Origin of the sequence: Paenibacillus sp. EZ-K15, from assembly GCF_002573715.1 — a bacterium.
Lineage (GTDB): Bacteria > Bacillota > Bacilli > Paenibacillales > Paenibacillaceae > Paenibacillus_AQ.
Map to the genome: position 1 here is coordinate 18,964 of NZ_PDHM01000019.1, position 25,734 is coordinate 44,697.

Annotated in this window: 32 protein-coding genes; 3 read left to right on the plus strand and 29 right to left on the minus strand. The window is 45.1% G+C overall.

From position 1 onward, the window contains the following. Nucleotides 1-9: 9 nt before the first annotated feature. The 21 genes from CRG97_RS22185 to CRG97_RS22280 form a co-directional block, all read right to left on the minus strand. Nucleotides 10-2,070 (minus strand): alpha-galactosidase, encoded by a 2,061-nt coding sequence (locus CRG97_RS22185; protein ID WP_098747476.1) that lies wholly within the window; start codon nucleotides 2,068-2,070, stop codon nucleotides 10-12. 284 nt (nucleotides 2,071-2,354) lie between these two features. Further along, nucleotides 2,355-2,594: a VOC family protein gene (locus CRG97_RS22190; protein ID WP_098747479.1), complete on the minus strand. Its 240-nt coding sequence runs from the start codon at nucleotides 2,592-2,594 to the stop codon at nucleotides 2,355-2,357. Between the two features lie 545 nt (nucleotides 2,595-3,139). Beyond that, on the minus strand, nucleotides 3,140-4,150 hold the full coding sequence (locus tag CRG97_RS22195; RefSeq protein WP_098747482.1) for an LCP family protein: 1,011 nt from the start codon (nucleotides 4,148-4,150) through the stop codon (nucleotides 3,140-3,142). 28 nt (nucleotides 4,151-4,178) lie between these two features. Next, entirely contained in the window at nucleotides 4,179-4,793 is a 615-nt protein-coding gene (locus CRG97_RS22200) for an undecaprenyl-diphosphatase (protein ID WP_237566537.1), read from the minus strand. 47 nt (nucleotides 4,794-4,840) lie between these two features. After that, the gene (locus CRG97_RS22205) at nucleotides 4,841-5,965 is read right to left on the minus strand and encodes an FtsW/RodA/SpoVE family cell cycle protein (RefSeq protein ID WP_098747485.1); all 1,125 of its coding nucleotides are present in this window, start codon (nucleotides 5,963-5,965) and stop codon (nucleotides 4,841-4,843) included. Nucleotides 5,966-6,180: 215 nt separating this feature from the next. Beyond that, nucleotides 6,181-6,540, minus strand: a complete 360-nt coding sequence (locus CRG97_RS22210; RefSeq protein ID WP_237566538.1) for a hypothetical protein — start codon at nucleotides 6,538-6,540, stop codon at nucleotides 6,181-6,183. 240 nt (nucleotides 6,541-6,780) lie between these two features. Continuing rightward, nucleotides 6,781-8,190 carry a sensor histidine kinase gene (locus CRG97_RS22215; protein ID WP_098747489.1) on the minus strand — a complete coding sequence of 470 codons (1,410 nt, stop codon included), beginning with the start codon at nucleotides 8,188-8,190 and terminating at the stop codon, nucleotides 6,781-6,783. A gap of 3 nt (nucleotides 8,191-8,193) precedes the next feature. Beyond that, a complete protein-coding gene (locus tag CRG97_RS22220) occupies nucleotides 8,194-8,913 on the minus strand; it encodes a response regulator transcription factor (RefSeq protein ID WP_237566539.1) in 720 nt (239 codons plus the stop codon). 105 nt (nucleotides 8,914-9,018) lie between these two features. Continuing rightward, nucleotides 9,019-9,099, minus strand: a complete 81-nt coding sequence (locus CRG97_RS34115; protein ID WP_340390707.1) for a hypothetical protein — start codon at nucleotides 9,097-9,099, stop codon at nucleotides 9,019-9,021. Beyond that, nucleotides 9,080-9,358 (minus strand): hypothetical protein, encoded by a 279-nt coding sequence (locus CRG97_RS22225; RefSeq protein WP_098747492.1) that lies wholly within the window; start codon nucleotides 9,356-9,358, stop codon nucleotides 9,080-9,082. The genes CRG97_RS34115 and CRG97_RS22225 overlap by 20 nt, the downstream gene beginning before the upstream one ends. A gap of 39 nt (nucleotides 9,359-9,397) precedes the next feature. Next, a complete protein-coding gene (locus CRG97_RS22230; protein ID WP_098747495.1) occupies nucleotides 9,398-9,910 on the minus strand; it encodes a hypothetical protein in 513 nt (170 codons plus the stop codon). A gap of 3 nt (nucleotides 9,911-9,913) precedes the next feature. Then, nucleotides 9,914-10,807, minus strand: a complete 894-nt coding sequence (locus CRG97_RS22235; protein ID WP_098747497.1) for an alpha/beta fold hydrolase — start codon at nucleotides 10,805-10,807, stop codon at nucleotides 9,914-9,916. 33 nt (nucleotides 10,808-10,840) lie between these two features. Then, complete coding sequence (locus tag CRG97_RS22240) at nucleotides 10,841-11,533, minus strand: HAD family hydrolase (RefSeq protein WP_098747499.1); 693 nt, start codon at nucleotides 11,531-11,533, stop codon at nucleotides 10,841-10,843. A gap of 54 nt (nucleotides 11,534-11,587) precedes the next feature. Beyond that, complete coding sequence (locus tag CRG97_RS22245; RefSeq protein ID WP_098747501.1) at nucleotides 11,588-12,109, minus strand: hypothetical protein; 522 nt, start codon at nucleotides 12,107-12,109, stop codon at nucleotides 11,588-11,590. A 120-nt stretch (nucleotides 12,110-12,229) separates the two neighbouring features. Next, complete coding sequence (locus CRG97_RS22250) at nucleotides 12,230-12,694, minus strand: NUDIX domain-containing protein (RefSeq protein ID WP_098747503.1); 465 nt, start codon at nucleotides 12,692-12,694, stop codon at nucleotides 12,230-12,232. A gap of 39 nt (nucleotides 12,695-12,733) precedes the next feature. Continuing rightward, on the minus strand, nucleotides 12,734-13,174 hold the full coding sequence (locus CRG97_RS22255) for an NUDIX hydrolase (RefSeq protein WP_098747505.1): 441 nt from the start codon (nucleotides 13,172-13,174) through the stop codon (nucleotides 12,734-12,736). A 6-nt stretch (nucleotides 13,175-13,180) separates the two neighbouring features. Continuing rightward, complete coding sequence (locus CRG97_RS22260; protein WP_237566540.1) at nucleotides 13,181-13,720, minus strand: YfiT family bacillithiol transferase; 540 nt, start codon at nucleotides 13,718-13,720, stop codon at nucleotides 13,181-13,183. A 111-nt stretch (nucleotides 13,721-13,831) separates the two neighbouring features. Then, nucleotides 13,832-14,254, minus strand: coding sequence for a hypothetical protein (locus CRG97_RS22265; protein WP_098747509.1), 423 nt, complete (start codon nucleotides 14,252-14,254; stop codon nucleotides 13,832-13,834). A 45-nt stretch (nucleotides 14,255-14,299) separates the two neighbouring features. Next, the gene (locus CRG97_RS22270) at nucleotides 14,300-14,788 is read right to left on the minus strand and encodes an NUDIX hydrolase (protein ID WP_098747511.1); all 489 of its coding nucleotides are present in this window, start codon (nucleotides 14,786-14,788) and stop codon (nucleotides 14,300-14,302) included. Nucleotides 14,789-14,936: 148 nt separating this feature from the next. Beyond that, the gene (locus CRG97_RS22275) at nucleotides 14,937-16,205 is read right to left on the minus strand and encodes a LamG-like jellyroll fold domain-containing protein (protein ID WP_098747514.1); all 1,269 of its coding nucleotides are present in this window, start codon (nucleotides 16,203-16,205) and stop codon (nucleotides 14,937-14,939) included. A 171-nt stretch (nucleotides 16,206-16,376) separates the two neighbouring features. Next, nucleotides 16,377-16,736, minus strand: a complete 360-nt coding sequence (locus CRG97_RS22280) for a hypothetical protein (protein WP_098747517.1) — start codon at nucleotides 16,734-16,736, stop codon at nucleotides 16,377-16,379. A 220-nt stretch (nucleotides 16,737-16,956) separates the two neighbouring features. Between CRG97_RS22280 and CRG97_RS22285 the strand changes: the two genes are divergently transcribed. Further along, nucleotides 16,957-18,441: an endonuclease/exonuclease/phosphatase family protein gene (locus CRG97_RS22285; protein ID WP_098747520.1), complete on the plus strand. Its 1,485-nt coding sequence runs from the start codon at nucleotides 16,957-16,959 to the stop codon at nucleotides 18,439-18,441. A 55-nt stretch (nucleotides 18,442-18,496) separates the two neighbouring features. Here CRG97_RS22285 and CRG97_RS22290 read toward each other — a convergent pair whose 3' ends face one another. Continuing rightward, on the minus strand, nucleotides 18,497-18,970 hold the full coding sequence (locus CRG97_RS22290; protein WP_098747523.1) for a DinB family protein: 474 nt from the start codon (nucleotides 18,968-18,970) through the stop codon (nucleotides 18,497-18,499). A 40-nt stretch (nucleotides 18,971-19,010) separates the two neighbouring features. Next, the gene (locus CRG97_RS22295) at nucleotides 19,011-19,688 is read right to left on the minus strand and encodes a class I SAM-dependent methyltransferase (protein ID WP_076325200.1); all 678 of its coding nucleotides are present in this window, start codon (nucleotides 19,686-19,688) and stop codon (nucleotides 19,011-19,013) included. A 301-nt stretch (nucleotides 19,689-19,989) separates the two neighbouring features. Between CRG97_RS22295 and CRG97_RS22300 the strand changes: the two genes are divergently transcribed. Continuing rightward, nucleotides 19,990-21,198 carry an S-layer homology domain-containing protein gene (locus CRG97_RS22300; protein ID WP_098747525.1) on the plus strand — a complete coding sequence of 403 codons (1,209 nt, stop codon included), beginning with the start codon at nucleotides 19,990-19,992 and terminating at the stop codon, nucleotides 21,196-21,198. A gap of 73 nt (nucleotides 21,199-21,271) precedes the next feature. Here the strand turns inward: CRG97_RS22300 and CRG97_RS22305 are convergent, their stop codons facing one another. The 5 genes from CRG97_RS22305 to CRG97_RS22325 form a co-directional block, all read right to left on the minus strand. After that, nucleotides 21,272-21,730 (minus strand): NUDIX domain-containing protein, encoded by a 459-nt coding sequence (locus CRG97_RS22305; RefSeq protein WP_098747528.1) that lies wholly within the window; start codon nucleotides 21,728-21,730, stop codon nucleotides 21,272-21,274. 39 nt (nucleotides 21,731-21,769) lie between these two features. Then, nucleotides 21,770-22,213, minus strand: coding sequence for a GNAT family N-acetyltransferase (locus CRG97_RS22310; protein ID WP_098747530.1), 444 nt, complete (start codon nucleotides 22,211-22,213; stop codon nucleotides 21,770-21,772). Nucleotides 22,214-22,241: 28 nt separating this feature from the next. Further along, nucleotides 22,242-23,123: a GNAT family N-acetyltransferase gene (locus tag CRG97_RS22315; RefSeq protein ID WP_098747533.1), complete on the minus strand. Its 882-nt coding sequence runs from the start codon at nucleotides 23,121-23,123 to the stop codon at nucleotides 22,242-22,244. A 29-nt stretch (nucleotides 23,124-23,152) separates the two neighbouring features. Further along, nucleotides 23,153-23,587 (minus strand): GNAT family N-acetyltransferase, encoded by a 435-nt coding sequence (locus CRG97_RS22320; protein WP_237566541.1) that lies wholly within the window; start codon nucleotides 23,585-23,587, stop codon nucleotides 23,153-23,155. Between the two features lie 324 nt (nucleotides 23,588-23,911). Then, the gene (locus CRG97_RS22325; protein WP_098747830.1) at nucleotides 23,912-24,286 is read right to left on the minus strand and encodes a nuclear transport factor 2 family protein; all 375 of its coding nucleotides are present in this window, start codon (nucleotides 24,284-24,286) and stop codon (nucleotides 23,912-23,914) included. 139 nt (nucleotides 24,287-24,425) lie between these two features. Here CRG97_RS22325 and CRG97_RS22330 point away from each other — a divergent pair, with 139 nt between their 5' ends. Beyond that, nucleotides 24,426-24,686, plus strand: a complete 261-nt coding sequence (locus tag CRG97_RS22330; RefSeq protein ID WP_098747539.1) for a hypothetical protein — start codon at nucleotides 24,426-24,428, stop codon at nucleotides 24,684-24,686. 290 nt (nucleotides 24,687-24,976) lie between these two features. Here the strand turns inward: CRG97_RS22330 and CRG97_RS22335 are convergent, their stop codons facing one another. Continuing rightward, the gene (locus CRG97_RS22335; protein WP_098747542.1) at nucleotides 24,977-25,666 is read right to left on the minus strand and encodes a stalk domain-containing protein; all 690 of its coding nucleotides are present in this window, start codon (nucleotides 25,664-25,666) and stop codon (nucleotides 24,977-24,979) included. Between the last annotated feature and the right edge of the window lie 68 nt (nucleotides 25,667-25,734).

A 25,734-nucleotide genomic window follows, 5' to 3' on the forward strand; every position in this document is an offset into this window, starting at 1 on the left:
CTCCTCCTTCTATTGATTTCGGCTTAATTTCAGGATTTTCGATTCGGCTGGCGCCAGCTCGACCACAAGTGTACCCTCCGCTTGACCTGCCGTTCCTTCCCACACATCCAGGACCGTGTAGGAAGCGTGCGCCTCGAGGCCGCAGCGTTCCAAGGAAACCCCCTTCTGCTCGGACTCGGCTCCGTCAAAGTTAAATACGGCAATATACGTTGTTCCCGGTTCGCTTGGATGTGTCAGTACAAACGTATCCGCAGCCTGTTTCCCGAGATTCCCCTCTACAGGCACAAAGGTTCTGCCCAGTCTCGCAATCTCGATGATCGCCTCATTTCCCAGCCAGGTCTTGGCGCGCCATGCCGCTTCCTCATGCCGGAAGTCATCGCCCAGCAGCAGCACTGTTCCCGAGATCACGGACGCGGTCAGACGGCTTCGCCCTTCATGGCGGGTCGTCGAATCCTGGTTGAAGCTTTTATAGATCACGGCATGGTCCGGATCGTTAAAACGGTACAGCGTATCGTTCATCCACCACCCGTGTGTCAGCGAGTTCAGCAAATATTCCGTATCCTTGATCGTTCCGAACACATCGCAGGAAATTCTGCGGCTGTGCGCATAGGAATAAGGAAACAGCGGGGCAATCGACAGGTTGATGAAGAACGGTCTGCCGATCCGCTCCGGGGAGAGTTTATCCGTCAGATACGACAGGCCGTAATTATATGCAGCGATCCCTGTCGTAATATTCGGATTGTAATGCTTGCCCTCAAGAGCCCCGTGAGCCATGAAGTCCAGCTTGATATACTCAAATCCTTCGGAGACGAATTTATCCATGAACCAATCGATACGCGCCAGGTTCCCGGGATGCGTAGGATCAATCGCAAGTCCGCCGTCAACATCCGGCAAAATCTCGCCATCCTGGTCGCGAAGCAGGATATCGCCATAGGTATACTTCCCATCGGTACCCTCAACGGGGTTACCGAACCCAGCCGGACTTCCCCAGAACGCAAACGGCGTCCAGTATGTACCGGGTTTGTGCCCGTTCTCGCGGACCCTTTTCAAGGCATCCTCCATCTCGGCAGGCGTCAGGCGATCCCAGAACGCATCGAAATTAATGTACAGGGTATCCTCGTTATGAAAGCCCTGCGGCTGAACCTCCCGCTTCAGAAAATCGCTCGTCGCCACATAGAGGTCGTGATCCAGCGTGCTCATGGCGGCCGACCAGCTGTTCCATCCGATCGGGACGCCGCCTTCCCAGCTCAGAGCAGGCGCTATCTTCGCATTCGCTTCCCCATACGCTTCGAGTCCCGTCCGGTAATCGTCGTAATCCCCTACCATAACCAGTGGAGATTCGACGCGCATTCCTCTTACGTAGCCATGCGGCTGGGAATCTCGGGTCATGATGTCGGCCGCGCCAGCGTACAGTTCCAGTTCATCCAGCTTGCCTGCGGTTTCCCCTTTCACGCGAATGCCGGTCTTCCATACGTCATGACTGATCGATCCCAGAATCAATCCATTGCGGCTATCCGGCTGGAACAAGGCCGTCACTTCGTAGCTTTCCGTCTCCAGAGGGGCCGTCTCCGTCAGGTAGCGCACCCATTTGTCATTGTCATACGGCACGCGCAGCACATGCAGCGCTTCTCCCGAAACCGTCTCGCTCCCGCTCGATACGCTATCGGTTTTCACCACCGCGATGCGGTTTACCTTTAAGTCCTCTTGACCGACTATGACGACCCGTGTGATGAAAGATGAAGTTCCCTCATAGACGTAAAAATGCTGTTCCATGCCTGGTAGCAGATCGGATTCATGCTTTATCACGGCATGGATTCCTGTACCGAACGAATCTTGGATCTTCTCCGGCTGGCCTATCATATAGTGGCGGTCATAATTCCCCGTGTGGTATTCCCGGCCCTGCCATCGAAAGCCGCTTCGTACTTCTTGCAGAGCGAACCCCCTGCTGCCTGCGTAGGCGTAACCGCCTTTTTCCAAATCCACCTCAATGGCCACCAGACCATTCGCCAAGCGAATGTGAGTTTCGGCATTCACCCCCACGTTCACCGCCGTATCGCTGCTTCCTAACATCTGTGGATTGCCTCCTTCTGCGTGCATCTGTGCTGCATTCAGGCCGTTATAGCATTAAGCGCCTTTTACAGCTTGCTACCATTATAGAAGTGTGGGTAAAGCGCTTTCTATACAACGATCTTCCGATCCATATCGGGATGTAACGCATCTGGAGCGACCCATTTGTTAAAATGCAATATGGCCTCATTTCGGTATGAAATCACCTAATTAAAAAGGTTACCCGAGGACAAACGAATCGCCCGGATAACCTCCGTAAATACATAAGCTATATTGAAATAAAGCACCTACTCGCGAGCCATGATGAAACACTTGATACCATCAGGACCCGTGATACTGGCAAATCGGCCAATCCCAGGCTTATCCTGAGTCTCAATGATGGAATACGCACCAAGCCTCCGAGCATTGATTAAACTTCGTTCACAGTCTTGAATGGTGTAATAAACATTCCATTCAGACCAAGCTGCTCCATTATCGGAAACAACCATACTCAGGCCGCATTCATATTGACTACGATTCTGAAACACAATCGTTGCATCCTCATTTCGATTTTCAAGTTTCCAATCGACAGCTTCGAATAGAATTCTCCCGGTACTACTGCATTAGTTGATGTAAGTACCAGCCAGCACGGCAGCCCTTCTGTTGTCATATCCGATATCTCGTTATGGGCATCCTTAGTGATTGCATAGTGATCACGGCGCCCATTGGATCCTGAATGGTAGATAAACGCAAATTCATGACGTCAAAAGGTTCTCCAATAATTCATCTGATATCAGTCGGTGGCGGGGTCTTAGTCGCTAAAGCCGCCAGTATAGCAAGCATGTCGACTTCTAATTTCCACTGTCGGACCGGCGATTTCGCGATCTGGTCTACCAGATTGCGCTCCAGCAACTCATGACTTCATTTTTGCTAAAGAGCAGAACCAGAAGAATCAAACATTTGTTTTATGTCAACTGCAGGATTGGATCTCTAATTTACCTAGTTACATCAAGGGTTCGTTTAATTGTTTAAATAGCGAAAGTTGAGATGAAGTTAAATAAGGTCTGACCAACTAAAGGACTCAATGCACGGATCACTCCAGCACCCCAATAGTTTCCCATTTAAAGGAAATTTCTGAACGGATACCTGCTTCATCAGCTAGATCTATCAACGCTTGTTGCAAATCCTCTTTGTTTACGTAAACATAGGGACTCTTCCAACTGGATTCCAACTGCAATGAACGAATCTGATTCGGCTTGATTTTCGGGAAATTATAGACCCATTGTTGAAGATCAGATTCAGGAATATCAGACTTCACATTTTCACCGATAATGTCCAATATGTTTCCCCATTGGGAAATCCCTTGAAAATCCCCCAATTTCTCAATGATCTGCTTGATCACTTGCTGCTGTCGATCGTTACGTGCGAAATCGGAGGACTCCCGAGTCCCTTGATTTGATTTACGATACCTGACATAGTCGAGCACTTGTTGACCATTAAGAGTCTGCAAGCCCTTTTTTAAATCGATATGCGTTCCGTCTGCGGAATCGTTATATTTCATATCCATGTCGACATCGATTTGCAGTCCGCCAAGTGCGTCCACGGTCTGCCGTAAGGCATCAAAATTCAACACGACCATATGATCAATCGGAAAACCTAGCAAATCAGAGAAAAAACGTTTTGTATTAGGAATAGCCTCTGACTTATCCTTTATATAGTAATAAGCATAATAATAATTGGATTTATGAGCAGGCAACGATTTAGGTTTTAGCAGCAAATCACGCGGCAGGGACAACAAACTAGCAGATTGGGTTTGTGGGTTGAAACTGACAAGCATAAGAACATCTGTATTCATCACCCCACCACCACCATCCCGACTATCTACACCCGCCAAAAGAAATGTCATAGGTTGAATCGATTCCTTCTTTACATAATCAATCGGATCGCCAGCCAGCTTTGGAGCTGCCACACGTTGAATCGCAGCATCCGCCTTATAATATATATACCCCGCATAGATTCCAACTCCAAGTATCAGGGCGCTTATAACAAGGTAAATGCTCATCATAACTTTACGAATTGCTTTTCTCTTAGGTTTGATAGACATAATTTCCTCCACTCAATTCTAATAATATTCAATTTTTGAGTTTAGAAGCTTTTTTATAACTTTTCCAAATATTTTTCTCAATTTTTTCATAAAGATTGATGCCAGCGTTCAAACATTTTTGAGCTACAGACCATCGATGAACCATTTGATAAATCATAAATGCACTAATTACACCAATGAATGCTCCCGTGATGACATCGGAAGGATAATGAACACCATTCCAAATTCGGGAGAACGAAATCAAACCTGCCAATACAAGCCAAATTACGCCATCTTTCTTACGAAACAACCATATACCTGTTGCGATTACAAAAGCCCCAATCGAATGATTACTTGGAAATGAAGCGTTAGCGGAATGTTCAATTAATTGGTTAACCGTATGATGGACAAAAGGCCTATCCCTATAAAAAAAGTGAGAAAGTATACTGCCAACACTAAATCCAACACAAGCTGACAAGAGAGTTGTTATCACCATTTGCCTGTTCTTATGGATGCGAGTAAACCAATAAACAATAATCCCTAGGTAAAAGAGGTATTCCGCTTTTTCTGATAAAAAACGCATAAATGGATTTAATGCAGAGAATGTTACTGCCATTTGATTGATGAATTGAAATACGAGATCATCCGTTTGAGAAATGCCCAATTTCTTAACCTGCTTTCTATTTCTGTAATAATAAGGTTGTCTTTAGTTCATTCTATATAGATATCGTTTTTATGAAATTTGACACTTAACACCAAACCAATTGCAATCATATTACTAAGTAGTGAGCTGCCTCCATAACTTATGAACGGTAAGGAAATACCCGTCAGGGGTACCAAACCGATATGCATGCCTATATTAACGAAAATTTGAAAGACTAACATTCCTATAAGCCCGGTAACAAGATATGCCCCTGCAAGTTCTCTACTATCTTTGACGATATGAACCATACGATATATGAGAAGGAAATATAACAGTAACAGCACCGCAGAACCCAAAAAACCATATTCCTCGCCTATGACCACATAGATCGAATCGGAATACGCATAAGGAACAAACCCTCTACGCAAAAAAGATACGTCACTTCCAGTCAATCCTCCCAAAGCTATCGCATATTGTGCGTTTTTAACATGCCATGATTTATCGGGATCGCTGGCTGGGTCAAGAAAAGTCTGAATTCTTGACATTTGATGAGGCTCTACCATCTTGGATAACAATTCGAAATTGGCATAATATAGCCATAATATTATGCCTACCGTAATGATCATAATACTGATGAACAGAATCATATATAATGAACGGATGTTACCCATCCACAGCATACTAAGCAGTGCACCCACAAAAACTAGAGAAGTGCCTAAATCGGGCTGCTGCATGATTAAGATGATAGGAATCATAAAAATGATACAAATCGGTAATATATCTTGAACAATACGAAGCTGAGCTCCCTCTCGCTTGCCTAATAAATGAGCAATCAGAAGCACTGTAAATAATTTAGCTAATTCAGAAGGTTGAAGCTGAAAACTTCCAATACTTAGCCAACGAACAGCACCGTTAATGTTCTCTCCGGTAAACTTGACAAGAACCAGCATCCCTATGCCAATTACATAGAGAACGTAGGATAGCTTACCAAACAGAACTCTATAATCTAACAATGCGAGAGCCAGCATAGGAATGCAGAATGCACCGAATAGATATAAATAACTAATGTGAAGGCCTTCTAAATTCGTATCCACTGTGGCTCCATAAATAGCAATCGTACCAATGGCAACAAGACACAATATAATGAACAGCATGGTTTTATCCAGTTTTGAAATTATGTGGGTGATAAACATGATGGCTACCTCTATTTTGTTGAATTTCTGTAGGAATCCCCCTAAAAATGAACATCACAAATAATCCGATGAGCAGACATACGTCTTTTTTCATGACGTATTGCCACGGACTATTGTGTTTTATGATGGCCATCGGAGACAATCAGGTCGGCCCTTATTTTACCGTTCAAATCATAGGACACCTCCCTCTTGTTAGCTACAATCCTTGGGAAGGATTACTCAAGATCGAACTTACCGTGATACTCCTTCTTGGATAACAGCTTCAATTTATCTTCACTCAAGCCATAAATGTCCAGACCATTTCCTGCAGCCCCTAACGACCAGCCAAGCACGAGCTCGGATCGACCGTCCTGATCGATATCTGGAAATCCAGCATACTCCAAGCCGTAACCAAAGCCCTTGACTTCCGATACGATTCGCCACTCCTCATTATCTTGCTTAAATAGCGCCGCTTTCAGCATTTTACCTGTTGCTTTATTCTCTTCATATACAACGACAGCTTCATCGATACCGTCCCCGTCCATATCTCCGAACGAGATGTCATTACCGTTTTTCCCCTGCGTGGGAACTAACAATTGAACCTCGTCAGGTAGTAATTTGATAAGTTCATGGTTGATTTTATCTCGCTGAATACTTGCTTCTGATAATGGAGGCTTAATCATATCTACTGGTGTTGCGGGAATCCCACATGCTCCGAGCAACAATAACGTAGTCGATATGAAACCTATTCTAATGAGTTTATTGAGCATTCTGATTACCAGCTCCTCGATTGTCAAGGTTATTTACTATTCTATCTTTGAAAGGGAACGAAGTGGTTATGAAATAGTTAAATATATTTTTTCTTTTATCGGCAAGTAGATCTGGACTGTCGTACCCTTACCTACCTCACTAATTATGCGTAATTCTCCATGATGTAACTTAATGATCTCATCTGATATCGATAGACCCAGACCACTGCCAGGTGCATGTGGATCAACTTTGTAAAATTTTTGCAGCACATTCTCTAGATCCTCCTCTGCGATTCCTGAGCCAGTGTCCTCAACGGTAATAACGACTTGTTCTTGAGCTGTATAAGCGTGTACAAGAATTCGACCAGTGGCATCTGTAAATTTGAGTGAATTATCAATTAAATTAATTAGTACCTGCTTCAAACGATTCTCGTCTGCATTAATGTTAGGGAGATTCTCCTCTGCTTGTATTTCGAGTGAGACTCCTTGCCGAGCAGCTCTTGGGGCAAGTTGTCTACCCACATGATGCAATAATTCTGATAGATGGACAGGTGCTGAGTGTATGACAATTCTTCCGTTATCCAGTTTAGAGAAATCTAACAGTTCTTCCACCAAACAAGTTAACCTGTCGCTTTCTGATTCAATAATATCCAATCCTTCTTTAAGGATTTGCTCGTTGTGATTCCCATTCGATTTCAGCGTGATGGCCCAGCCTTTAATTGACGTTAATGGCGTTCGCAGTTCATGGGACACGGATGAAATAAAATCATTTTTAAGCTGTTCGCTCTTCAAAATTCTACCTGCCATCATATTTAACGTATCAGCCAAAGAACCCAGCTCATCCTGATAGCGTTTATGTACTCTTATGCTGAAGTCTCCTTCTGTCATCTGATCTGCCGCCTGTTTAAGATCCTTAATTGATCTCGTTATGGTCCGAGACAACAATAGTCCAAGAACGGTAACAATCGCAAGAACAAACAGACCTACACAGATCAGTACGATTGAAATACGATGAACTGTCTGTAGTGTTTCAGTCAAGGAAGTGACAAATCTGACTTCTCCCACGATGATATTATTGGCTCGTAAGGGAAAAGATACCGCTAATATCGCTTCTTGGGTGGAAGGGTCCTTGCCTCTCCATGTGCCGGGTTGTCCTTGGAGTGCAGTTCGTACATCTAAATACGTAGTCATGTCATTGCCGCCTGGAAGTCCGGTAGAGTCCTGCAAAAGTTGGCCTGAGGAATTAATAATCTGTACTTGCGCATCCGAGTTATGTGCAAACCCCTTTAATAATCGATACGATTGTTTCTCCAGATCTTCATCGGCAAAATATTGCTGAAAAAAAGAAGCAGATAGCTCCGCTTGATTCATCAGAATCCGCTCTACATTATGAAGATAATAATATCTCACGTAAACCATGAGAAAAATCTCAAGAATGAGAACAGTGATACAGATGACCACAAAATAACTTCCTACTAATCTTTTCTGAATACCCACTTCTTAACCGTCCTTCCTGAAGCGATATCCTACTCCCCATACCGTTTCAATCCAATGTGGCTTGGAGCCATCATCTTCAATCTTTTCCCGTAACTTTCGCACATGAACATCTACTGTTTTAGGATCTCCAACATAATCCTCTCCCCATACGAGATTTAATAATTTATTCCGGGATAGTGCTATATCGGGATGTTCTAGAAAGGTTCTAACTAGTTGAAATTCCTTCGGCGTTAATTCAATAAAGATGTCATGTTTGAACACTTTATTCGAATTCAGATCCATCCGAATTGGACCGGATTGAATCACGGATCTTTGCGGTTTTAGAGCAGTTTCTGTTCGGCGCAATATCGCATTAATTCGTGCTACAAGCTCTAACGGATTAAACGGTTTGACAATATAATCATCAGCTCCGATTTCTAATCCTTTGATCTTGTCCAGATCTTGTCCGCGGGCAGTTAAAAAGACGATGATGACCGCAGGCTCTATCTCTCTTAACTGTCGGCAGATTTCAAATCCATCAGCATCTGGCAGCATAATGTCCAGAACAACAACATCTGGTCGATTCGTAGTGAAGAGTTGTATCGCTTCTCCTCCAAATGCAGCCTCACTCACCATAAATCCGTTATTTATTAAATTTATCGATACAAAACGTCTAATATGTGCATCATCTTCAACAATAAGTACTTGATTACGATTAGCGGTATTTATAGCTTCCACCCCCATAACTCGATTTCTAACACGTAAAAACGCAAAAAAAGCCCCCCCTGTAAAGAGACAGCCTTGTACTCAGATCCTTATTCTTACCTGTGTAATTATTACATGTGGATATTACTCTAAATTGATTAACTTGTCAAAAGCTTCTACTGACCAAGGAATCCTGTCAACTGGATTATGTGCGTGTTGCAGCAAATACAGTGACCTTTCCTTGGTAAATCAATTGGGGTATATTATTCGTTGTCATTGGGCATATTCCGGCCAGCAGCAATACGATGGCAAGCATCAAAAAAATAACCGTAAGTATGCTGCCTCTTATGTCATTCGTAAAGTTGTAAGCCAGAATTTCAGAGAATTGGCTGTTAAAGAACGTAATTATGGTCATGATGAAAAAAAGTGCGCTCAAACTCAGGAATACGATGGAGCATTTTCTTGTTCTGTCAAAGTACGGCACGTCATTTCCTCCTATACCATGAAACTTATTTACACAAAACTAATTCTTCACGGAAGTTCCTTGTCTTCTTTTCATGAGTCCCTGTATCAGTTTGTACATAAAGCACAATAGAAGCGAGAAGGCCACCATCATAAAGTACGTGTTCAAATTGAAAAATTGGTTGTTCATATGTATCGATAAAATTCCGGATGTAATGGATTCGATATGAGCCCAATCGACTTCACCATATCTCAATTCGAATGCCTCGGCTAGGACTTCTCTATAGGCTTCGAGTCGATGAAGCTGATATACATAACCCGCTACGATATAGCCGGCCAGAGCTAAGATCACAAAGCTTACCGTGCTGAGGGACATCTTCAAATCCTTAAATACACGGATCCATTGATAGACCAACACTAGGAAAAGTAGGCTCAGAGGAATAATCAGCAGTATGGCAGGATTGCCGTTACCGGAACTGCGGCCGGGTTCGGGTGTCATCGCATTTCCGAACAGAACCAGAATCAGACAAACAAACGCATTGATGATCAGTCCGATGTATCGTCTAATATTCAATGGTCATTCCCCCGATCGAGCTTCCCTGCAAAAGCCTAGTATCTCTTCATGAATGAGCTCCGGCATCTCATGATTGATCGCATGGCCAGCGTCCTTAACGATGCGGTACCGCATCCCATTCGCCTCCAGTCTAGCAACCGCCTTCGGATAATAACTAAGCAAATCCTGCTCGCCCATAACGAACAAAGATTTGTTGCGAATAGCCTGAACGTCGGCAGCCGAATGAATAGTAATGGTATGTTTCATCATGGACCGATTATTGAAGTACTTCAGCAGATAGAACCAGTGCTGCATTAACTCCGGGTTATTCTCAAAAGCATCTGCATGTATACCGCACAGCTTACGGAGCAGCTTACGCACATTCCGTTCCGATGGGAACAAAGCTTCAGGTAGAAAAGCCCTCATCATCTTGCTCATCACTTCGAACTGGCTTCCGGAAATGCCGCCGGCCAAGCATACGATCTTGTTCACTCGATCCGGTCTGACGATGGTGTAATGATAAGCCAGATAAGCTCCATAGGATACCCCGGCGATATACACGGCGTCAACATTCATCGCCTCCAGGATCTCGTCGAGCCATTCAGCCTGTTTGAAATCACGAGCATACCTGTCGTTCGGCTCGCTCTTGCCTGAACCTCCGATGTTGTCCACCGCAATGATGCGGAAGTTCCGGGATAACTCCGCCACGTTATAAATCCACATCATGGCGACGTTATCGCCGGTTCCATGCAGTAACAGCAGCGGAGGAAGATCAGGTGAACCTGCCGTTATCACGTGAGTTATACCGTACGAAGTGGATATGTTGTGCGACTCATACGGTACCGCCCATCCCGCAAGCAAGCGGTCGTAAGATTCATAGATGAGCTTTCGCCCATTTTCATTCTTATACCGTTTCAAAACCAGTACACCTCCAATGATATAGACTCTATCTTATGTGCTACCTTCATGGTGGTCGGCATAAATACGGATCAATTCTTCCAGCTTATGTATGGTCCTATACGGCTTCACTTCTTCTGAAGAATCCCACTTTCCATCTCGCGTATACCATATGGGTTTAATACCGCATTGTGATGCTCCGATAATATCGTTATGCGGATGGTCTCCGACGTACCACGTCTCAGATGGCAGTACCTTAAGCTGATCCAGGGCCTTCATATAGATTGCAGGATCAGGTTTTTTGAAGCCAGCCTCCTCAGAGATCACGATGGAATCGATGTACTCGCATATACCCAGTTGAGAGATCTTTCCCTCTTGGACTTGAACGGTTCCGTTGGTGATGATGCCTAGCTTGAGTCCCTTGGATTTCAACTCACGCAACACGGGAAACAGCTGATCCATCGGTTGGATACAAAGCGGAATTTCTTTTCTGAAAAATGACAGGTATTCATCAGCCGTAGGCGGATTCACCCACTGAAGCCGCTCGACCAGCATCTGATAAACTTCCTGCTTATCCCGATAGCCGTTATGATCCGCTTCCTTGAATCGCTTGGCTATCATGAGCTGAGTATCTTCATCGGTATCCGGGAAGTACCTGGCAATCAATCGCTCAATGAACAAGTCAATCGTTGCCCTTCTGTCCGTTAATGTCTCATCCAGATCGAAGATTATCGATTTTAATGTCATAGGCAACCTGCTTTCTATTGTCTAGGTTCAGGAAAGAGAACTCATCTGTATTTTCTACTTCGGCAAGATCTCATAGCTAATGACACACCCGCGGTCATCCAAGTAAATAAAGAGGCCCTCTCTCCTGTAATTGGCTCTTCGCTGTGTCCCAAGATCGTACACAATTGTATCATCTTCGTCATTAGCCCATTTGGCATTGTCATTGGCGCCGAGACGGTCCGTCACTTCTCCTTGGCTTAAACCGATCAGATCATGACTCTGTAAAAAATCGTCCACCATGATCGATCTTTGTTCTGGATAACCGACCCAACGGTTGTAATCAAAGTGCTGTTGTAACTTGTTATAACCCAAGGCATATAGCGAGAAACCAATGAGCATTGCACCAATCGTGACGGTTGATACATAATGCATTCGTTTTAACTTGCTCCAGGATTTTTTTGATATTAGAAACAATATGAACAGCAGCAGCAGTACTGGTAAAGCTACCCAAATTACAGATACAAATGACACCGCAATATGATAATGATAGATCAACCGGATGATCACGCCCGCGTAGACCACAACGTATATGCCCATGACTAAACCGAGAACGGCAGCATGCGGGTTCCATCTTGTGTATTCCCTCTCTGGAACGGGCTGCTCACCTCCAAGTTAAGTTCATGCTTGCTGTAATTTAGGTACCGCCTGTCATACCCTTCAGAAATCAGCCCGTTCCCCATTGGCTTTGAAAATATGCTCCGGATATTTTATTGCCGTGGATGGCAGCTGATCCTCTGGAAAGAACACGAGTTCCGCAAACTCGTCATTCTCACGATCCAACTCACCCGAGATGACGCGGCAATCAAACACAATGGTGAGGTACTCCACTTGATGTCCGTTGCTGTACGTATATCGGCGTTCTTTCCCACCATATACCCCAATGATTCGTTCAGGCACGATATCAAGCCCAGTCTCTTCCTTCGCTTCGCGAGTCATCGCCTCTGCCGGGGATTCTCCCAGCTCGATGGCGCCGGCCACAAGTCCCCATACATCTTCATGATGCTTTCTTCCAAATAAAATAAAATCCTGATCATTGCGGATGATGCCCGCAACGGACGGCATAAATATTAACTGGTCTCCGATCTTTTCTCTTAGATCCTTATAGTAATCTGACATTCCCATGATTTGATGGCTCCTTTGGATTCCTAATAGAATGGATAACTAGAATCTGTTCTCTATTATTAATGCCCTCATCGTATGTATCGCACTGATTAATGCATCTGTATCGCGTTGTCTACCTTTTTGGGTTGATGTCATTTCTATCATTTCAAAGGCCTGCTCCACGCTAACCCATTTGTTTTCCTGCGTTTCCTCATCATAATGAGCACTCCATCCTTCCGGACTCATCAAAAAATATTTCGTCAAGCATGTATCCGATTCATATTCACCCGGAATGGCCGCGATAATGCTGCACTTATATCCCGTCTCCTCTAACACTTCTCGGGTTGCCGTTTCTTCCGGGGAGCTATCGCTTATTTCAACACCGCCTTTGGCGAAGGTCCAAACATAGCCGCCCCAATGACCGCTCGGACTTCTCATCAGAACCTGTTGATTCTGATTGAACACAATGCCTCCATAAGCATACTTGGATCTCCAGCTCAATTGGGCTCACTCCTTATGTAGCTTCGCGTTTTCACGGTTCAATATGGATGTAATCTGCGCGATATGATGCTGGTTGTGCCACACGAATCGCTGCAGCGCGATATCCAAGGTAATGCTGCCGAGCACTTGAGTTCTCATGGTTCTCTTGAAATCCTCGGGCTGTAAGTCCTTAAGCAGGATAAGAAAACGAAAGTGAAGTGTTTCCAGAAGCGAAAGCGAGTTCTCAATGGGAACCTCCGTGTAATCACTCAGTTCAGCCCATAAATCCTCACGGTACGAGCTTGCTACCGGCTCATCCTCGGTCAATGCACGCTTAAATCGCAAGTATGCGTTCATGTCGTTATCAGCCAGATGGTGCACGATTTGCTGAATGCTCCACCCCTCTTCACGATAAGGCATATGCAGTTGGGAAAGGGGACATTTCATTATGATTTGCCGGAGCGTCGGTACGATTGAAGGTATCTGTTGTATGAACCTCTGCCTCTCCTCCAATGTCGGCTCCACCTTTGGCTCAAAGGAACCCAGGGGAAAACGGATGCTGACCACTTCCTTACCTCCTCGATACATCAATCGTATCCTTCACATACGAAAACATATGAACGGTGTTCCACAGCAGTAAAGAACCATCATGCTTCTCATCCTATTACTAGTCCCCATCTATGGGTTAGACCTATGTTTGTTGTTGCAGATAGATCGTATAAACAATACACCGGAGAACACGGAAAGCAGCATGTGAATTTCCGGTTTCCCGAATATCTCTATAACAAACAGCCTCCCAATTCCAAACCACTCGATCCAATAAATACCAGGAATGAAGATGATGACCGTAAGTATAGCAGCTGGTAATAACAGCCAGCTTAATCGAACTTGCCCCTTAATTAAACAACCCAGTGCTCTCCACTCTATTAAAACTCCGAACAGGAATCCGTATAAGCTCATTTTTAATAACGATAATTGCTGGGGAGATAAATCTTGATACGCTCTTTGAATTTCATCATGAGTTTCTGTCATCAGGTACAGTAATATGAACATACCGATGACAACGAATCCGCCAAAAGCGATTTTTTTAGGTTGGATCATCCCTCTTTCGCTCCTTTATTCAAAAAAATAATACGAAATAATCCGCTAAGAATTATGAATATGCGATGACCCCGAAGTTAGAAGCAAAGACGGATGAAACAATGCAAGCGAGTGCTGCACGCCATTCTTGAGATTCTCAACGATCTGTCTCATGACTTCGACATCCCGGAAATTCATGCTGTCATCTGCCAAGATATCAGGCAGCATAACCCACCGGCTATCCTTAATCTCGCCAGCTCCCAATTGAAGCGAGCCTCCCACCACTTCCCCGGTAAAATGAAACATGATGACATGGTTATTCAAACTGCTGAGGAATTGATAAACCCCTGTAGTGCCTGTCAATTGGACATCATATCCCGTCTCTTCCTTCACTTCTCTTATAGCCGCCTCAAGCAAAGCTTCCCCAGGCTCGATGCGCCCTCCCGGGAAGTTCCAGGTATCCCGCACCGAAGCTTTATTTTCTTGGATGATGAGCACTTGATCCCCTTGAAAAAGGGTAACACTGACCACAAGCACAATTCCATTTTCCGTCATACCCACATTCCTTTGCACATGATCATAAACAAACAGAACCCACCTTTGGTGTTAACCACGAGGAGGGTTCTTGGATGAAATATTTGCTGATTAACATCATTCTACCGTTAACGCACATTACGCGCAATCCAACCATGTCGTTGAAACTTCAAAACGGATGACTACCCTTCTCGCGCATAATGATCCAGGCTTGTCCAAAAGGATCCGAAAAATCCAGAAACCATGCGAAGCCTTCGTCCCGAATCTGCTCAACTCTCGCGCCAGCCGCAGATAAATAGGAACGCAGTTCTTCAATGTCCCGATTGGTTTTGAATATAAACGAGGCCTCTTGTCCAGATTCCGGCTCCCTTGCTTTCACGCATTCCAACAACAAATTCGGGCTGTTATACAACGTCAACATATAGAAGCCCTCTTCCTGCATTAATAAGTTGAATCCTAAATTCCGGGTATACCAGTCAGCCGCTGCCCCAATTGTATCTTTTGTAAAGATCATACGGATGTCGTCCAATCCCTCCAGAACCGGAATGTGTTCCTCCACAGATTCCACCTGTGGCATTGGAGCCGGCTTATAACCACCTTCAACATGGAGAGCTTCAATCTCGCAACCCTGAAGGGCACGATTATAGATCCGCAGGTCGTCGATACGTCCCTGGAAAAAGAAGTACGGTTCATCGGTTGATTTTCTGCCTATATACATCGGTTCTTCATTGTGTGGTGTAAAACTGCCTGAACGCTCGGCAACTAGACGACCATTCACGTACATTCGGTAACGGGATTCCTCGTAAGTCATGGTCACATGATACCAGTGTTCCTTCACGATCTTGGCGTTCATCGATAGATCCGGTTCTCTCAGGAAACCATGGATCGTAATATACTCATCCTTCGTGCTAAGCTGCAACGCCCGGTTCTGGTTGTGGCCATCTTGCGAAACTATTGCGCTATGCCATCCTCGGAGGATCTTGTGCGTATCATAATAACACCATACGGATATTGAAAAGGCATCATTAGAAAGAATAGGCGGTTGGTCGATCCGGACATCATGATTTCTGCCATCCAACGCTAAAGCCCCGCCCTTCCGTCCAAAGCGGTCGATGCCATATTTTGCGCCTTCAAGCCGTCCATGTCGTCCCTCTCCGCTGCTGTCTCGTACATTACCATCGAACAAATACTCCAGTACGAGGCCTTTCCGTAAATCGATGTTATGGATAGTCCTCCCAAAAATCTCATCAATTGTGACCCCGAATACATCTGCGAGCATCGGAATTAGTAAAATATCCGGGCAGGATTGCCCATTCTCCCACTTACTCACGGCCTGATAGCTGACACCCAATCTGTTAGCCAATTGCTCTTGTGTGATGCCGAGCTGTTTTCGCAGCCTGCCGATATTGTTGTTAATTACGCTGTTCGCCTGATTCATCAATCAAGACACCACGCTTTCTAAGAGATGCCACAACTATACACAACAACATAACGAAAATACATAACGCGGAAGTAGAGTAGGCTGACAGATACTCAACCTCTGGTTGAGTATCTGTTGTTGTCCGTCTTAACGTTAGTTAAAGGGCCTTGGATCGTAACTATCGTAATATCAATACACCCTTCTTTCCCTCGTAGCCTCTTCAAGCCATGAGATAAGTCCTATTTTGCTAACGTAGATTTCGCTTTGCACCACAATATAAGGAATCGGTAAACCCGCAGAAACTCCCTGCCCTCTTAGCGCATTCTCGGATGAGATGATATTCTTCACCTGAGACTCGGTAAGGTTCAAGAATTCCGCAGTTTGTTCTAGAGTCATTAACGGACTTTCAGATTGCACCGAGTAGGCTTCATCCGTAACAGCTGGAACAGACTTTGAGCCCTCACCACCTTGAAATATAAAACTCGCCGCAACGATGGAAATCCCCATAATCAAAGAGCTGATCAATGCGCTGTAATTCAATGGCTTCAAACCATATCACCTCGATTCCTAAATGGTATATTCCTGATACGCTCATCCATTTCCTCCACGAATATCCAAAACAAAAGCAAAAACCTAAAAAATTGTAAATACGCAACCAGCTAAAAATAAGATATGATATGGGCAAATCAGGAAGGGAGGACAGGTTAAACCTATTTAACATCCACTTTAGAAGGAACATGATCTTGCACATGACGAAGGAGGAATTTTAATGAGAATCCCCAAAATCACCAGCCTGTTCATGATGCTTACATTTCTGACGACGGCATCGCTATCCGCTTCTGGCGAACTGGCAAGCGCGGCTGAAGCATCTTCGGGGCCTTTGCGCGTGATGAGCTTCAACCTGCGTTATGCCGCCAATGACAGTCAACCTTGGGAGAACCGTCGCCCTGTTACGAAGAACCTGATTCTGGAGCATAAACCGGACGTCATCGGGACGCAGGAAGGGCTTCACCGGCAAATTGTAGATCTGGAGAACGATCTGCCAGGATATGATCGGATTGGAGTCGGACGTGAAGGCGGGAACTTAGGTGAGTACATGGCGATTTTTTATAATACGGAGCGGCTGAAGCCCTTGGAGCAGTCTCACTTTTGGCTGTCCGATACGCCGCAGACGATCAGCTCCGCCAGCTGGGGTAACCAGATTCCGCGGATGGCAACCTGGGTTCGCTTTCAGGATCTTCAGAACGGCAAAACCTTTTATATGGTCAACACGCATCTGGATCACCAATCCGAGGTTTCCCGGCAGAAGGGCGCCGCACTCATTGTCGACAAGATGAAGGCCTTTGCCTCGGATATCCCCGTGGTCGTAACCGGTGATTTCAATACTGTTCCGGGAAGCGATACGTATTCGATTTTCACAAGCAACGGGCTGTCGGATGCACATATCACCGCCAAGAAACGCACCAACGATGACCTGGGAACCTTCCATAATTACAAGGACCCTACAGGCGGCGGCAGCGGAAACCGGATCGACTGGATTCTGCACAGCCAGGGCTGGAATGTCCTGCACAGTGAGATTATCAACTATAATGAAGACGGCCAATATCCGAGCGATCATTATCCCGTCATGATGGAAGGCACGCTGCAAAAGGCAAACAAAACCACCGAAGAAACCGTGCTCAAGCTGCCCTTGACCACGGCTCTGCACATCACTGAGGTCGTCGCTAACTCGAACGAGCAAGGGAATTACAATTATGTGGAGATCTACAATCCAAATGACCGGGAGATCGATCTGGAAGGATATCAAATCTACTACTATTACGACCCTGCCCTCCCATTCGATAAATCCAAGTCTAATCGCTGGACCATTACGAAGGATCGCTACAGCACCGACACCATCATCCGCCCGAATGAAACCAAGGTGATCTGGATCAAGAAGCAGCCCTGCTGTTATGACCTGAGTATGGAGCAGCTCCTTGCCAACTATAACGTCTCCGGAGATAAGCTCTCGCCTTCTCAACTACTGGCCGTCTTCACGCCGGGGAACAATCAGGGGCTGAACGGAACCTCCACCAACGGACGCGCTTTGGGTATTTCATCGCCATCCGGCACGCATCTTATAGGTGTCCAGTTCAATAACGGGCAGCTGGATGTCGGAGTCAACGAATCGATCACGTATCGAGAGCCCGAGCCGCTGACGAGCATTATGCAGAAAAAAGAAACTCACCAGGTCCCTTCTCCTGGTCAACCGTAAAATAAAAAAGTCCCCCTTGATCGCTGAAAGTGCCATCTAAGGGGGATTTACTTTATTAGATCGATGTGGGTTTATATTGAACCGCCAAACACTGCTTCGCGATGTAAAAAATCTGACCCATATGCTCCGAATAATGCGTGGCACATTGATGCAGTATGTCGAGGTTGCTGCGTTCTTTTCCGCGTACCGATTGAACCTGTTCAAAGTCCTCGCCAGGCATGGATTTTACCGTATCGATCAGGAACTGAAACCGATTCTTCACGATCTGAATCAGATCGTCCCGGCTGACAAAAACCTGTGCCAACTCTTCCTCCCGGTTCCGCGTAACATCTTGATGCAGAATCCCCTTCATGACCCGCTCTTGGATGTTGCCTTCGATGTGCCTGATCAACGTCGATATACTCAGACTGGAATGGTTGGGCCGCCAATTGACTTGCTCATCGTTTAACTGCACCAGCACTTTTAAGGTACGGCTGCGGATGTTTTCAAATTTGTCCTCCAGCCACTTCCGGTTGAACTCATGATCCATATCGCAACACTCCTTTTTGGGTATGATAAACGATTTGATGTCACGCCTTCATCGCTTTCCAGATGTATTTATGTTCACGAACCCCAAGCTGTCCGTCGATCTGATTCTCTCGTATCTTGGCGTCCAACTCTCCCTTCATCTCCGGCAAGGTGAAATCGGGATTCCCAGGCGTATCCGACAGATTTAATGCAAATTCGTGGGCATTCGGGAAGTAAGTAATCGCTTCATTATACTCCTCAATCTCGACATTCATGTAGCCATTCTCCGACAATCGCCTTCGAACGTCAGTCACATCCGTATGGATCCCGATGATGGTGCCGCCTGAAGCTAATATCCTGGGATGTTCCAGGATCGAGGTGGGCCCTCTGCGGTCATAGATGAGGTCAAACTGACCATCTTGAAAGGGCATCTCGGTCTTCGTTGTGGCATACACAAATTCCACATTCCGGGTTCCGCTGCTCTCGAGTAAGGATTGGGAGATTCGGATCATCTCCGCGGAGTTGTCAAATCCAATGATGTTCTCAGCATGCCTGGACATCCGGAGCGTGAACTCGCCATGCCCGCAGCCTGCATCCAGCACCGAATGAAACTGCGGCAGCATCTCCACTAACCGCTCCTCAAACACCTCTTCCGCCGATCTCCCGACTACGGTACACACCGCTCTTCCTTTGTAGCCGCCATTCCTACGTGCGACCATGTCATACCAAGCGATTCCCATACGTTTCCTCCTCCGTGATAGGCTGCATTGCATTCACCATCCAAGATAGCAGAAACCTGCTGTAACATGATCTGGTACAAGCCGATAGGTACTGAAATCAACCGGTATATCTAATGAATTAAAATATTACCATTTTGTTCCGTAATGTCAACGGTTACATTCAAAAAAATCCCATCAAAATCATAACTTTATCTTTCAATCTCCCCGATAGCATACATAAAAAAACATTGCCCTTGTCATAATTTGTCGTCTACAATGGAGGAATATTAATCCAATACATCGATACATACAGGAGGATTTCATGTTTTTAAAAAGGTGGCGTCAACTATTATCTTTAACCCTCATTTTATCGTTTTGCATGACATCCGTGGCAAGTGCGGCGGAATCTAGTCAAGCCAAGTATGCATGGGCCAATGAGTCCGTTGATTTCCTGAGATCCCATGGGGTTTTTGAGAATATGGAGTATCAAACAAGAACCTTAGGCAAGATGGTGACCAAATCTGATCTTACCCTCATGGTTCATCGGTTGTTTACCGATTTCCGGGTCGAAGCCGATAAGAATATCAACATTCCCGGCGTGCCTAAGGGACACCCCTCCTACCAGATTTTTAAGGATGTTTACGGCAGCATACCTTCAGCGCCGAACGGATTAATCGGAGCCGCAGACAGAATCAATTACGACGATGAAACCTTCAAGTATATACCGGAGAAAGTGTTAACACGCTGGGACTTGTTGATTACGCTGAATGCGCTGTTCGATGATATTGGTTATTCCTTGGAGTTATACGACGGTGAGGATATCGCGAGATTGCGGGCGATTAAAGACCTACCCAAAAGAAATTTCAATTCCTACAAGCAATATGATAAGTGGAAGTATGCCTATCAGCCGTTGGCACCCGAAATCGGATTGATGCAAGACAAAAAATGGGGGCCTTCCTTAGCCTCCGATCTGGATTACGTCAAAGCTTATGCACTGCTCGGCTTTGCCGAGGCCGGCATCATGAAACCCGACGCGAAAGGGTATTTTCGCCCGAATCAAAAGGTAACGTTAGCAGAAACCGCAGTTGTCCTGCATCGAATTTACGACTATTATAGTGGCAGCGACTATGTCCGGGAACCATCGCCGGATGATCTCATTCCGAATGGCACAAGAAACTTTATCTATGCGGGTTCCCCATCAGGACACGGACAAAGTCCGGTTTATGACTTTGCTTTAGTGAATAGCGATGCCCTGCCGGAATTCTATCTGGCCTTGAAGGCTACGGAGAAAATCGACTTGCAGATCAACGTGAACGGGGAGCCATCCTATTATACTTACGAGCAGTTGAGCAACCCTAAGCAGCCTGTTCGAATCTCCTTGAATGGCGCATACTATGCAGAATTCATCCCCATTATCCGAAGCAAGGGTCAAAAAGCAACCGGCGAAAACAACAACATTGAAGTTATGTATTATTACGCTGATACGTTCCAGGACTTTACCAAAGCCATATGGTATGAACCCAAGTTCTAGTTAAGTTAACAAAGGGAGTGCACAACTGTTGCAAACAGTAGGCACTCCCTTTTTATCGTGTTACAAGACATATTCAAGTTCTTAAAATGTTTGCCTTCCCGCTTTGCAGATCCTCAAATACCGGTCTTTGCACAGAGCTGATGTCCTCTAGCTCAATCTCATGCAATGCCTTGAATTCCAACTGTAACGACTCGTTATCCTCATCGTGATGAATCAGTATTCTGCCTTGCTCCTCCGTCCTCCCTCTCAAATCCACCGTGGCGTTAAAAATAAACATCACAAATACCACTTCGTTTCCGTCCGGATATCGATACTGCATTCTGGGTCCGCTATAGATCCCATAGAGTTCATGATCGAGGACGACCAGCCCCGTTTCTTCGAGCACTTCCCGTCTCATCGTCTCTTCAACGGATTCGCCGGCCTCCATACCGCCGCCGGGAAGACCCCAATTGCCGTAGTCCGAGCGCCGTTGGAGCAAGATTCGCCCATGATGATCCCGGATGATGGCGCCGCCAGTCACTATGATTTTCATATCAGCATCATCCTCTCCGCATACTTATAGACTGAGGGTTTACAGCATCAGCTTCGCTACGGATTCACCATCCGACCACGGCATGACGCCGATTTCCTCAAACCCCGCTTTGACGTAAAGCTGCCTGGCCCGTTCGTTCTTCGGATCAAAACTTATCATAAGGACATCCGTCCGGTCAGGTTTGTTTCGGATTTCTTCAACTATGTATCGCAAAGCCGCTTTACCGTAACCCTTCCCTTGGAAATTTCCGTCGATCATCAAACGGTAAATCCAGTAGTTCCCGTCATCGGAGTCCAAGCCATACAACGCGAATCCGACCATCGTCTGCTCATCATAAATGGCCATCGCTTCAAAATGTTCAAGAAATTGAAACTGGGCAATCGAATACAGATTGGAGGCAATAAAGCCTTCTTGCTCCGGCTTGGCTTTCAGTTTAATGCATTCGGTCCAATTATCCTTATCAACTGGTTGCAGTCTAATCATGTTAAGCTCCTTCGGATGGTTGTTGGTTTTATTCGTTGGTATAGATCATGCTCGTCAGTTCATCTCCTGGTAAGAACCCCAACTTCGTATATAAAAGCTCAGCTCTATTCCCCGTAGTTACAAACAATCGTAGGACGTCATAATAGCGGTCTAATTTGCGTATGGCTTTTCGTAACATATACTCGGCCAATCCCTTCCCCCTATAGGCAGGAGCAACAGCAATTTCATAAATTAACGGTAGGTCCTCCCAGAGGGATACGAAACACACACCCACAATTTCATTGGATTGTTGATCGACTATAGTTGAAGAAGCATCTAATAGAATATCCATTGAATTATTCTCAAAATAATAAAGTATATCCTGGGTAAAAGCCTCATCATCACGGTCATCGATACGATTACGATAGGCATCCATCATCAGTCGGGTTATTTGCACCAATTCACCTGGTTCTGGTTGTTCACACCTAAATTGATCGACAAGTAAGGGGCTGTGTGTATCCGCTGTGGGCCGAATCATGCATTTTCTTGATTGCTCGGGTTTAAAGCCTTCTGCTGCGAATGCTGCCATATGTTCAGGTAGAACGTTGTACGCATGTATTCTAGTGATTCCAGTGATATTATCCAAGATATATTTCTTCAAATAAGCTGCAATCGGTTGCGAAAAACCAAAGGGAGGAATGACAAACAGGGATCCCAGCGTATTCTCCGAAATTGATATTCCTGCTATTCTTATATCGCCAAACATGATCCAGTAGCAGTCGTCCGCATCCGCCATCATCTGCTGCACATGCTTCCAACTCGGTCTGAACCAAACGTTCTTTCGATATGTTGCAAAATACCTGGAATATAGGACAGGCTCTGCTTTAACTAATGAATATACCGGATGGATATGCTGCTGTTCCTCTCCCATTATCTATAGCTCCGTTCCTCGACTAAGACTTAGCTTTCCATGACCAATCTTTTTAGTAAGTAATAATGCTGATAACCCCTCGGGGCATCGTCGATACGTGCAATCTCTTGAAATCCATGCTTTTGATAGAAAACCGGTGCTTGAAAGCTGAAAGTATTGAGCTTGATGAAGGTACATTTCTTTTCTCTGGCTATCCTCTCGATCTCCTGTAATAATCTCGAACCGTAGCCCCGCCCCCGGAATCGGTCATCCACCCACAGAATATCGACCTCAATCCAATTCCAGCAAAATACACTGTTAATGCCGCCTGCGATTTCACCATTCTCATCTTTTATATGTAAGTTGATCTCCTCATAATTCTGCTGTAAATCTTCTGCGATATGCTGTGCATTAAATTTGATCAGGTTCGTCCGTACCGAATGCGCTTCTTCAGGACTGCTTCGATTGATGTTAATCTGTGACAAGTGGTCACTCCCCTTTCTCTTTACTTCTTGGTTTGATTGAACAGTCCGAAACCTGCATTGCCAATGCCTCTTCCCAGTTCTTTCGATTGACCGGCTTTTACCCAATGTCCATATCATTGTCCTCTTAAAGAGATCCGGAGCGTATCTTGATTGTTCTCATGCTTCCCTCTTCTATTTCCCGTCTTTAACACAACTTAACCAAATAGTACCATATGGATGCGAAATATTCCTGGAATTAAACGACTTTAGTTAAACTCTTCCAATCCTTTCGATCGAATGGTATGAGCTTGTTGATGTTTGGAAGTGTCCACGCCGGTGTACCTGTCAACTATAATCCTCTATCACTGCTATCTTTTCGTCCCTAAACTCAAATATGGACTTTCCCTTCATCTGAATCCGCTCCCCGGCCTTCATGCCGTTTGGCAGATCCGTTGCGAGAATACCTTCGTAATCGATCTCAACCTGAACCTTGTCATCCTCTAACGAATAACCAACAATAGTCTGACAACGATAGGAGAATAACGACTTAGACTTTTCGGCTATTTCTCGAAATTTCTCGATTCCTTTTGTCTCCACATCCACCGATCCGCTTGAACTATTTCTAAATTCGATCTCCTCATGCAGAAGAGCAATCATCCCCTCGATATCAAACGAATTATAGGCTCTCACATACTTTTCAACAATGTCCTTCATTTTCATAGGATGCACACTACATTTCCCCTTTCGTCAATTTAGGTTCTAACCATGATTTTGTAAAACTCCGCCTTTTGCTTTGCACACTTCACATCGGTATATCATTTAATATTCTGACATTACTATAGTAAAAGAGGTGATCTGAATGGGTCGTGTCACTGCTGTTCCTCAACCGGATTTAGTATTAATCAGCTGGTCAAGAAACCCTCTTGTTGCGGGCTCCCCGCGTAGAATCCTTGCTGCCCGTGTCATTGGCGATGCATCTCCTTGCCGGGCTGATTTAACGCCGAATGCATCGCTAAGAACCGCCTTAGCCTGCTTGCTGGATCATGATGTAGGTTTCAAAATCGTATTCCGTAAAAGAACATCCAACATTAGCGGTTACCTGTTATTGCAGCGTAATTAATGAATGATGGAAGGAGCAGCGACCCTGCTTCTTTAATTTATTTACGAGTTCCGATACAAGTTATCAGCCTCACGTCACCCATATATTTACAGTATAAAATCCATCTAATTATTTCACAACAATCCATGTATTACCAAATTAGATTGCCCAGGAAATATCACAGCACAGATTGCTTCTAAAAATGAAAAAGCTCGCAGGATATTTCTATCACCTGCAAGCTTCCTCGTAATAACCGCTATTCTTCTTTTTCATATCAAATCCAGATCTCTATTGTTTTTGTCTCTTTTTATTTATTTCAATAGGGCAACACTTACAGCAACCTTCTCCAGCTGTGCTTTGCTTAAGGAATGATCCGGTGAGCTGATCGTCACAAAGCGGTCATTGATCTGAAATCCCAGCATGTCCGTATCATCCGGTGTATACCATTTCGCTTTTACCCCATTGGACAAAGTAACCGGTTTGCTGTCATATCCATGAGCGTAGTCTCTTGGGGAAATGTATACCGTCATATGTTTGAAGACCATGTTGACGCCATCTTCCGAAGCACCCGTCTTTTGATACATATCTCCTTTTATCATCTGACTTGGAGCGTACGGTGTTTGGAAACCATCAAATTTGGCGAATGCATTTTTGATTTCTTTTAATTGAGCATCGCTATATTTCACTGTGGTTAACTCGATCGTCTGACCGTTTCCAGGTTTACTTCCGATCAGCACCTGATGATTCTTCGCATCGTATTGCACGGGTACATCCAGTACATCAGCAATCGCGCGAACCGGCAAGTACGTTGTGTTTTGATATGTGATCGGTGTCAATTTTTTGCCCGTGTTATATACGGTTCCATCCACTTTGATACCGATGCTGTGATTCAGGTAAGCCGAGATTTTCTCCAGGTTTGCCCCCGCATAGACGCCCGCGGCTCCCGTTAACGTCATTCCCAGCACAGCAACTGCCACGATTGATTTTTTTAATGATTTCATTTTATCCATTCCTCTCGTTGTCTCACCAACATCACTAAGTCGATGAGTAATATGATGAAGCTCGATAT

Bases quoted from the DNA above. Each gene is read 5' to 3' on its own strand.
- CRG97_RS22245 (WP_098747501.1), bottom strand. From the start codon at position 12,109: ATGGGCATATACGTTGTGGTCTACGCGGGCGTGATCATCCGGTTGATC.
- CRG97_RS22250 (WP_098747503.1), bottom strand. From the start codon at position 12,694: ATGGGAATGTCAGATTACTATAAGGATCTAAGAGAAAAGATCGGAGAC.
- CRG97_RS22195 (WP_098747482.1), bottom strand. From the start codon at position 4,150: ATGTCTATCAAACCTAAGAGAAAAGCAATTCGTAAAGTTATGATGAGC.
- CRG97_RS22295 (WP_076325200.1), bottom strand. From the start codon at position 19,688: ATGGGAATCGCTTGGTATGACATGGTCGCACGTAGGAATGGCGGCTAC.
- CRG97_RS22310 (WP_098747530.1), bottom strand. From the start codon at position 22,213: ATGATTAGACTGCAACCAGTTGATAAGGATAATTGGACCGAATGCATT.
- CRG97_RS22240 (WP_098747499.1), bottom strand. From the start codon at position 11,533: ATGACATTAAAATCGATAATCTTCGATCTGGATGAGACATTAACGGAC.
- CRG97_RS22300 (WP_098747525.1), top strand. From the start codon at position 19,990: ATGTTTTTAAAAAGGTGGCGTCAACTATTATCTTTAACCCTCATTTTA.
- CRG97_RS22205 (WP_098747485.1), bottom strand. From the start codon at position 5,965: ATGTTTATCACCCACATAATTTCAAAACTGGATAAAACCATGCTGTTC.
- CRG97_RS22270 (WP_098747511.1), bottom strand. From the start codon at position 14,788: ATGACGGAAAATGGAATTGTGCTTGTGGTCAGTGTTACCCTTTTTCAA.
- CRG97_RS22275 (WP_098747514.1), bottom strand. From the start codon at position 16,205: ATGAATCAGGCGAACAGCGTAATTAACAACAATATCGGCAGGCTGCGA.
- CRG97_RS22315 (WP_098747533.1), bottom strand. From the start codon at position 23,123: ATGGGAGAGGAACAGCAGCATATCCATCCGGTATATTCATTAGTTAAA.
- CRG97_RS22335 (WP_098747542.1), bottom strand. From the start codon at position 25,666: ATGAAATCATTAAAAAAATCAATCGTGGCAGTTGCTGTGCTGGGAATG.
- CRG97_RS22185 (WP_098747476.1), bottom strand. From the start codon at position 2,070: ATGTTAGGAAGCAGCGATACGGCGGTGAACGTGGGGGTGAATGCCGAA.
- CRG97_RS22285 (WP_098747520.1), top strand. From the start codon at position 16,957: ATGAGAATCCCCAAAATCACCAGCCTGTTCATGATGCTTACATTTCTG.
- CRG97_RS22305 (WP_098747528.1), bottom strand. From the start codon at position 21,730: ATGAAAATCATAGTGACTGGCGGCGCCATCATCCGGGATCATCATGGG.
- CRG97_RS22290 (WP_098747523.1), bottom strand. From the start codon at position 18,970: ATGGATCATGAGTTCAACCGGAAGTGGCTGGAGGACAAATTTGAAAAC.
- CRG97_RS22220 (WP_237566539.1), bottom strand. From the start codon at position 8,913: ATGGGGGTGGAAGCTATAAATACCGCTAATCGTAATCAAGTACTTATT.
- CRG97_RS22265 (WP_098747509.1), bottom strand. From the start codon at position 14,254: ATGATCCAACCTAAAAAAATCGCTTTTGGCGGATTCGTTGTCATCGGT.
- CRG97_RS22330 (WP_098747539.1), top strand. From the start codon at position 24,426: ATGGGTCGTGTCACTGCTGTTCCTCAACCGGATTTAGTATTAATCAGC.
- CRG97_RS22325 (WP_098747830.1), bottom strand. From the start codon at position 24,286: ATGAAAATGAAGGACATTGTTGAAAAGTATGTGAGAGCCTATAATTCG.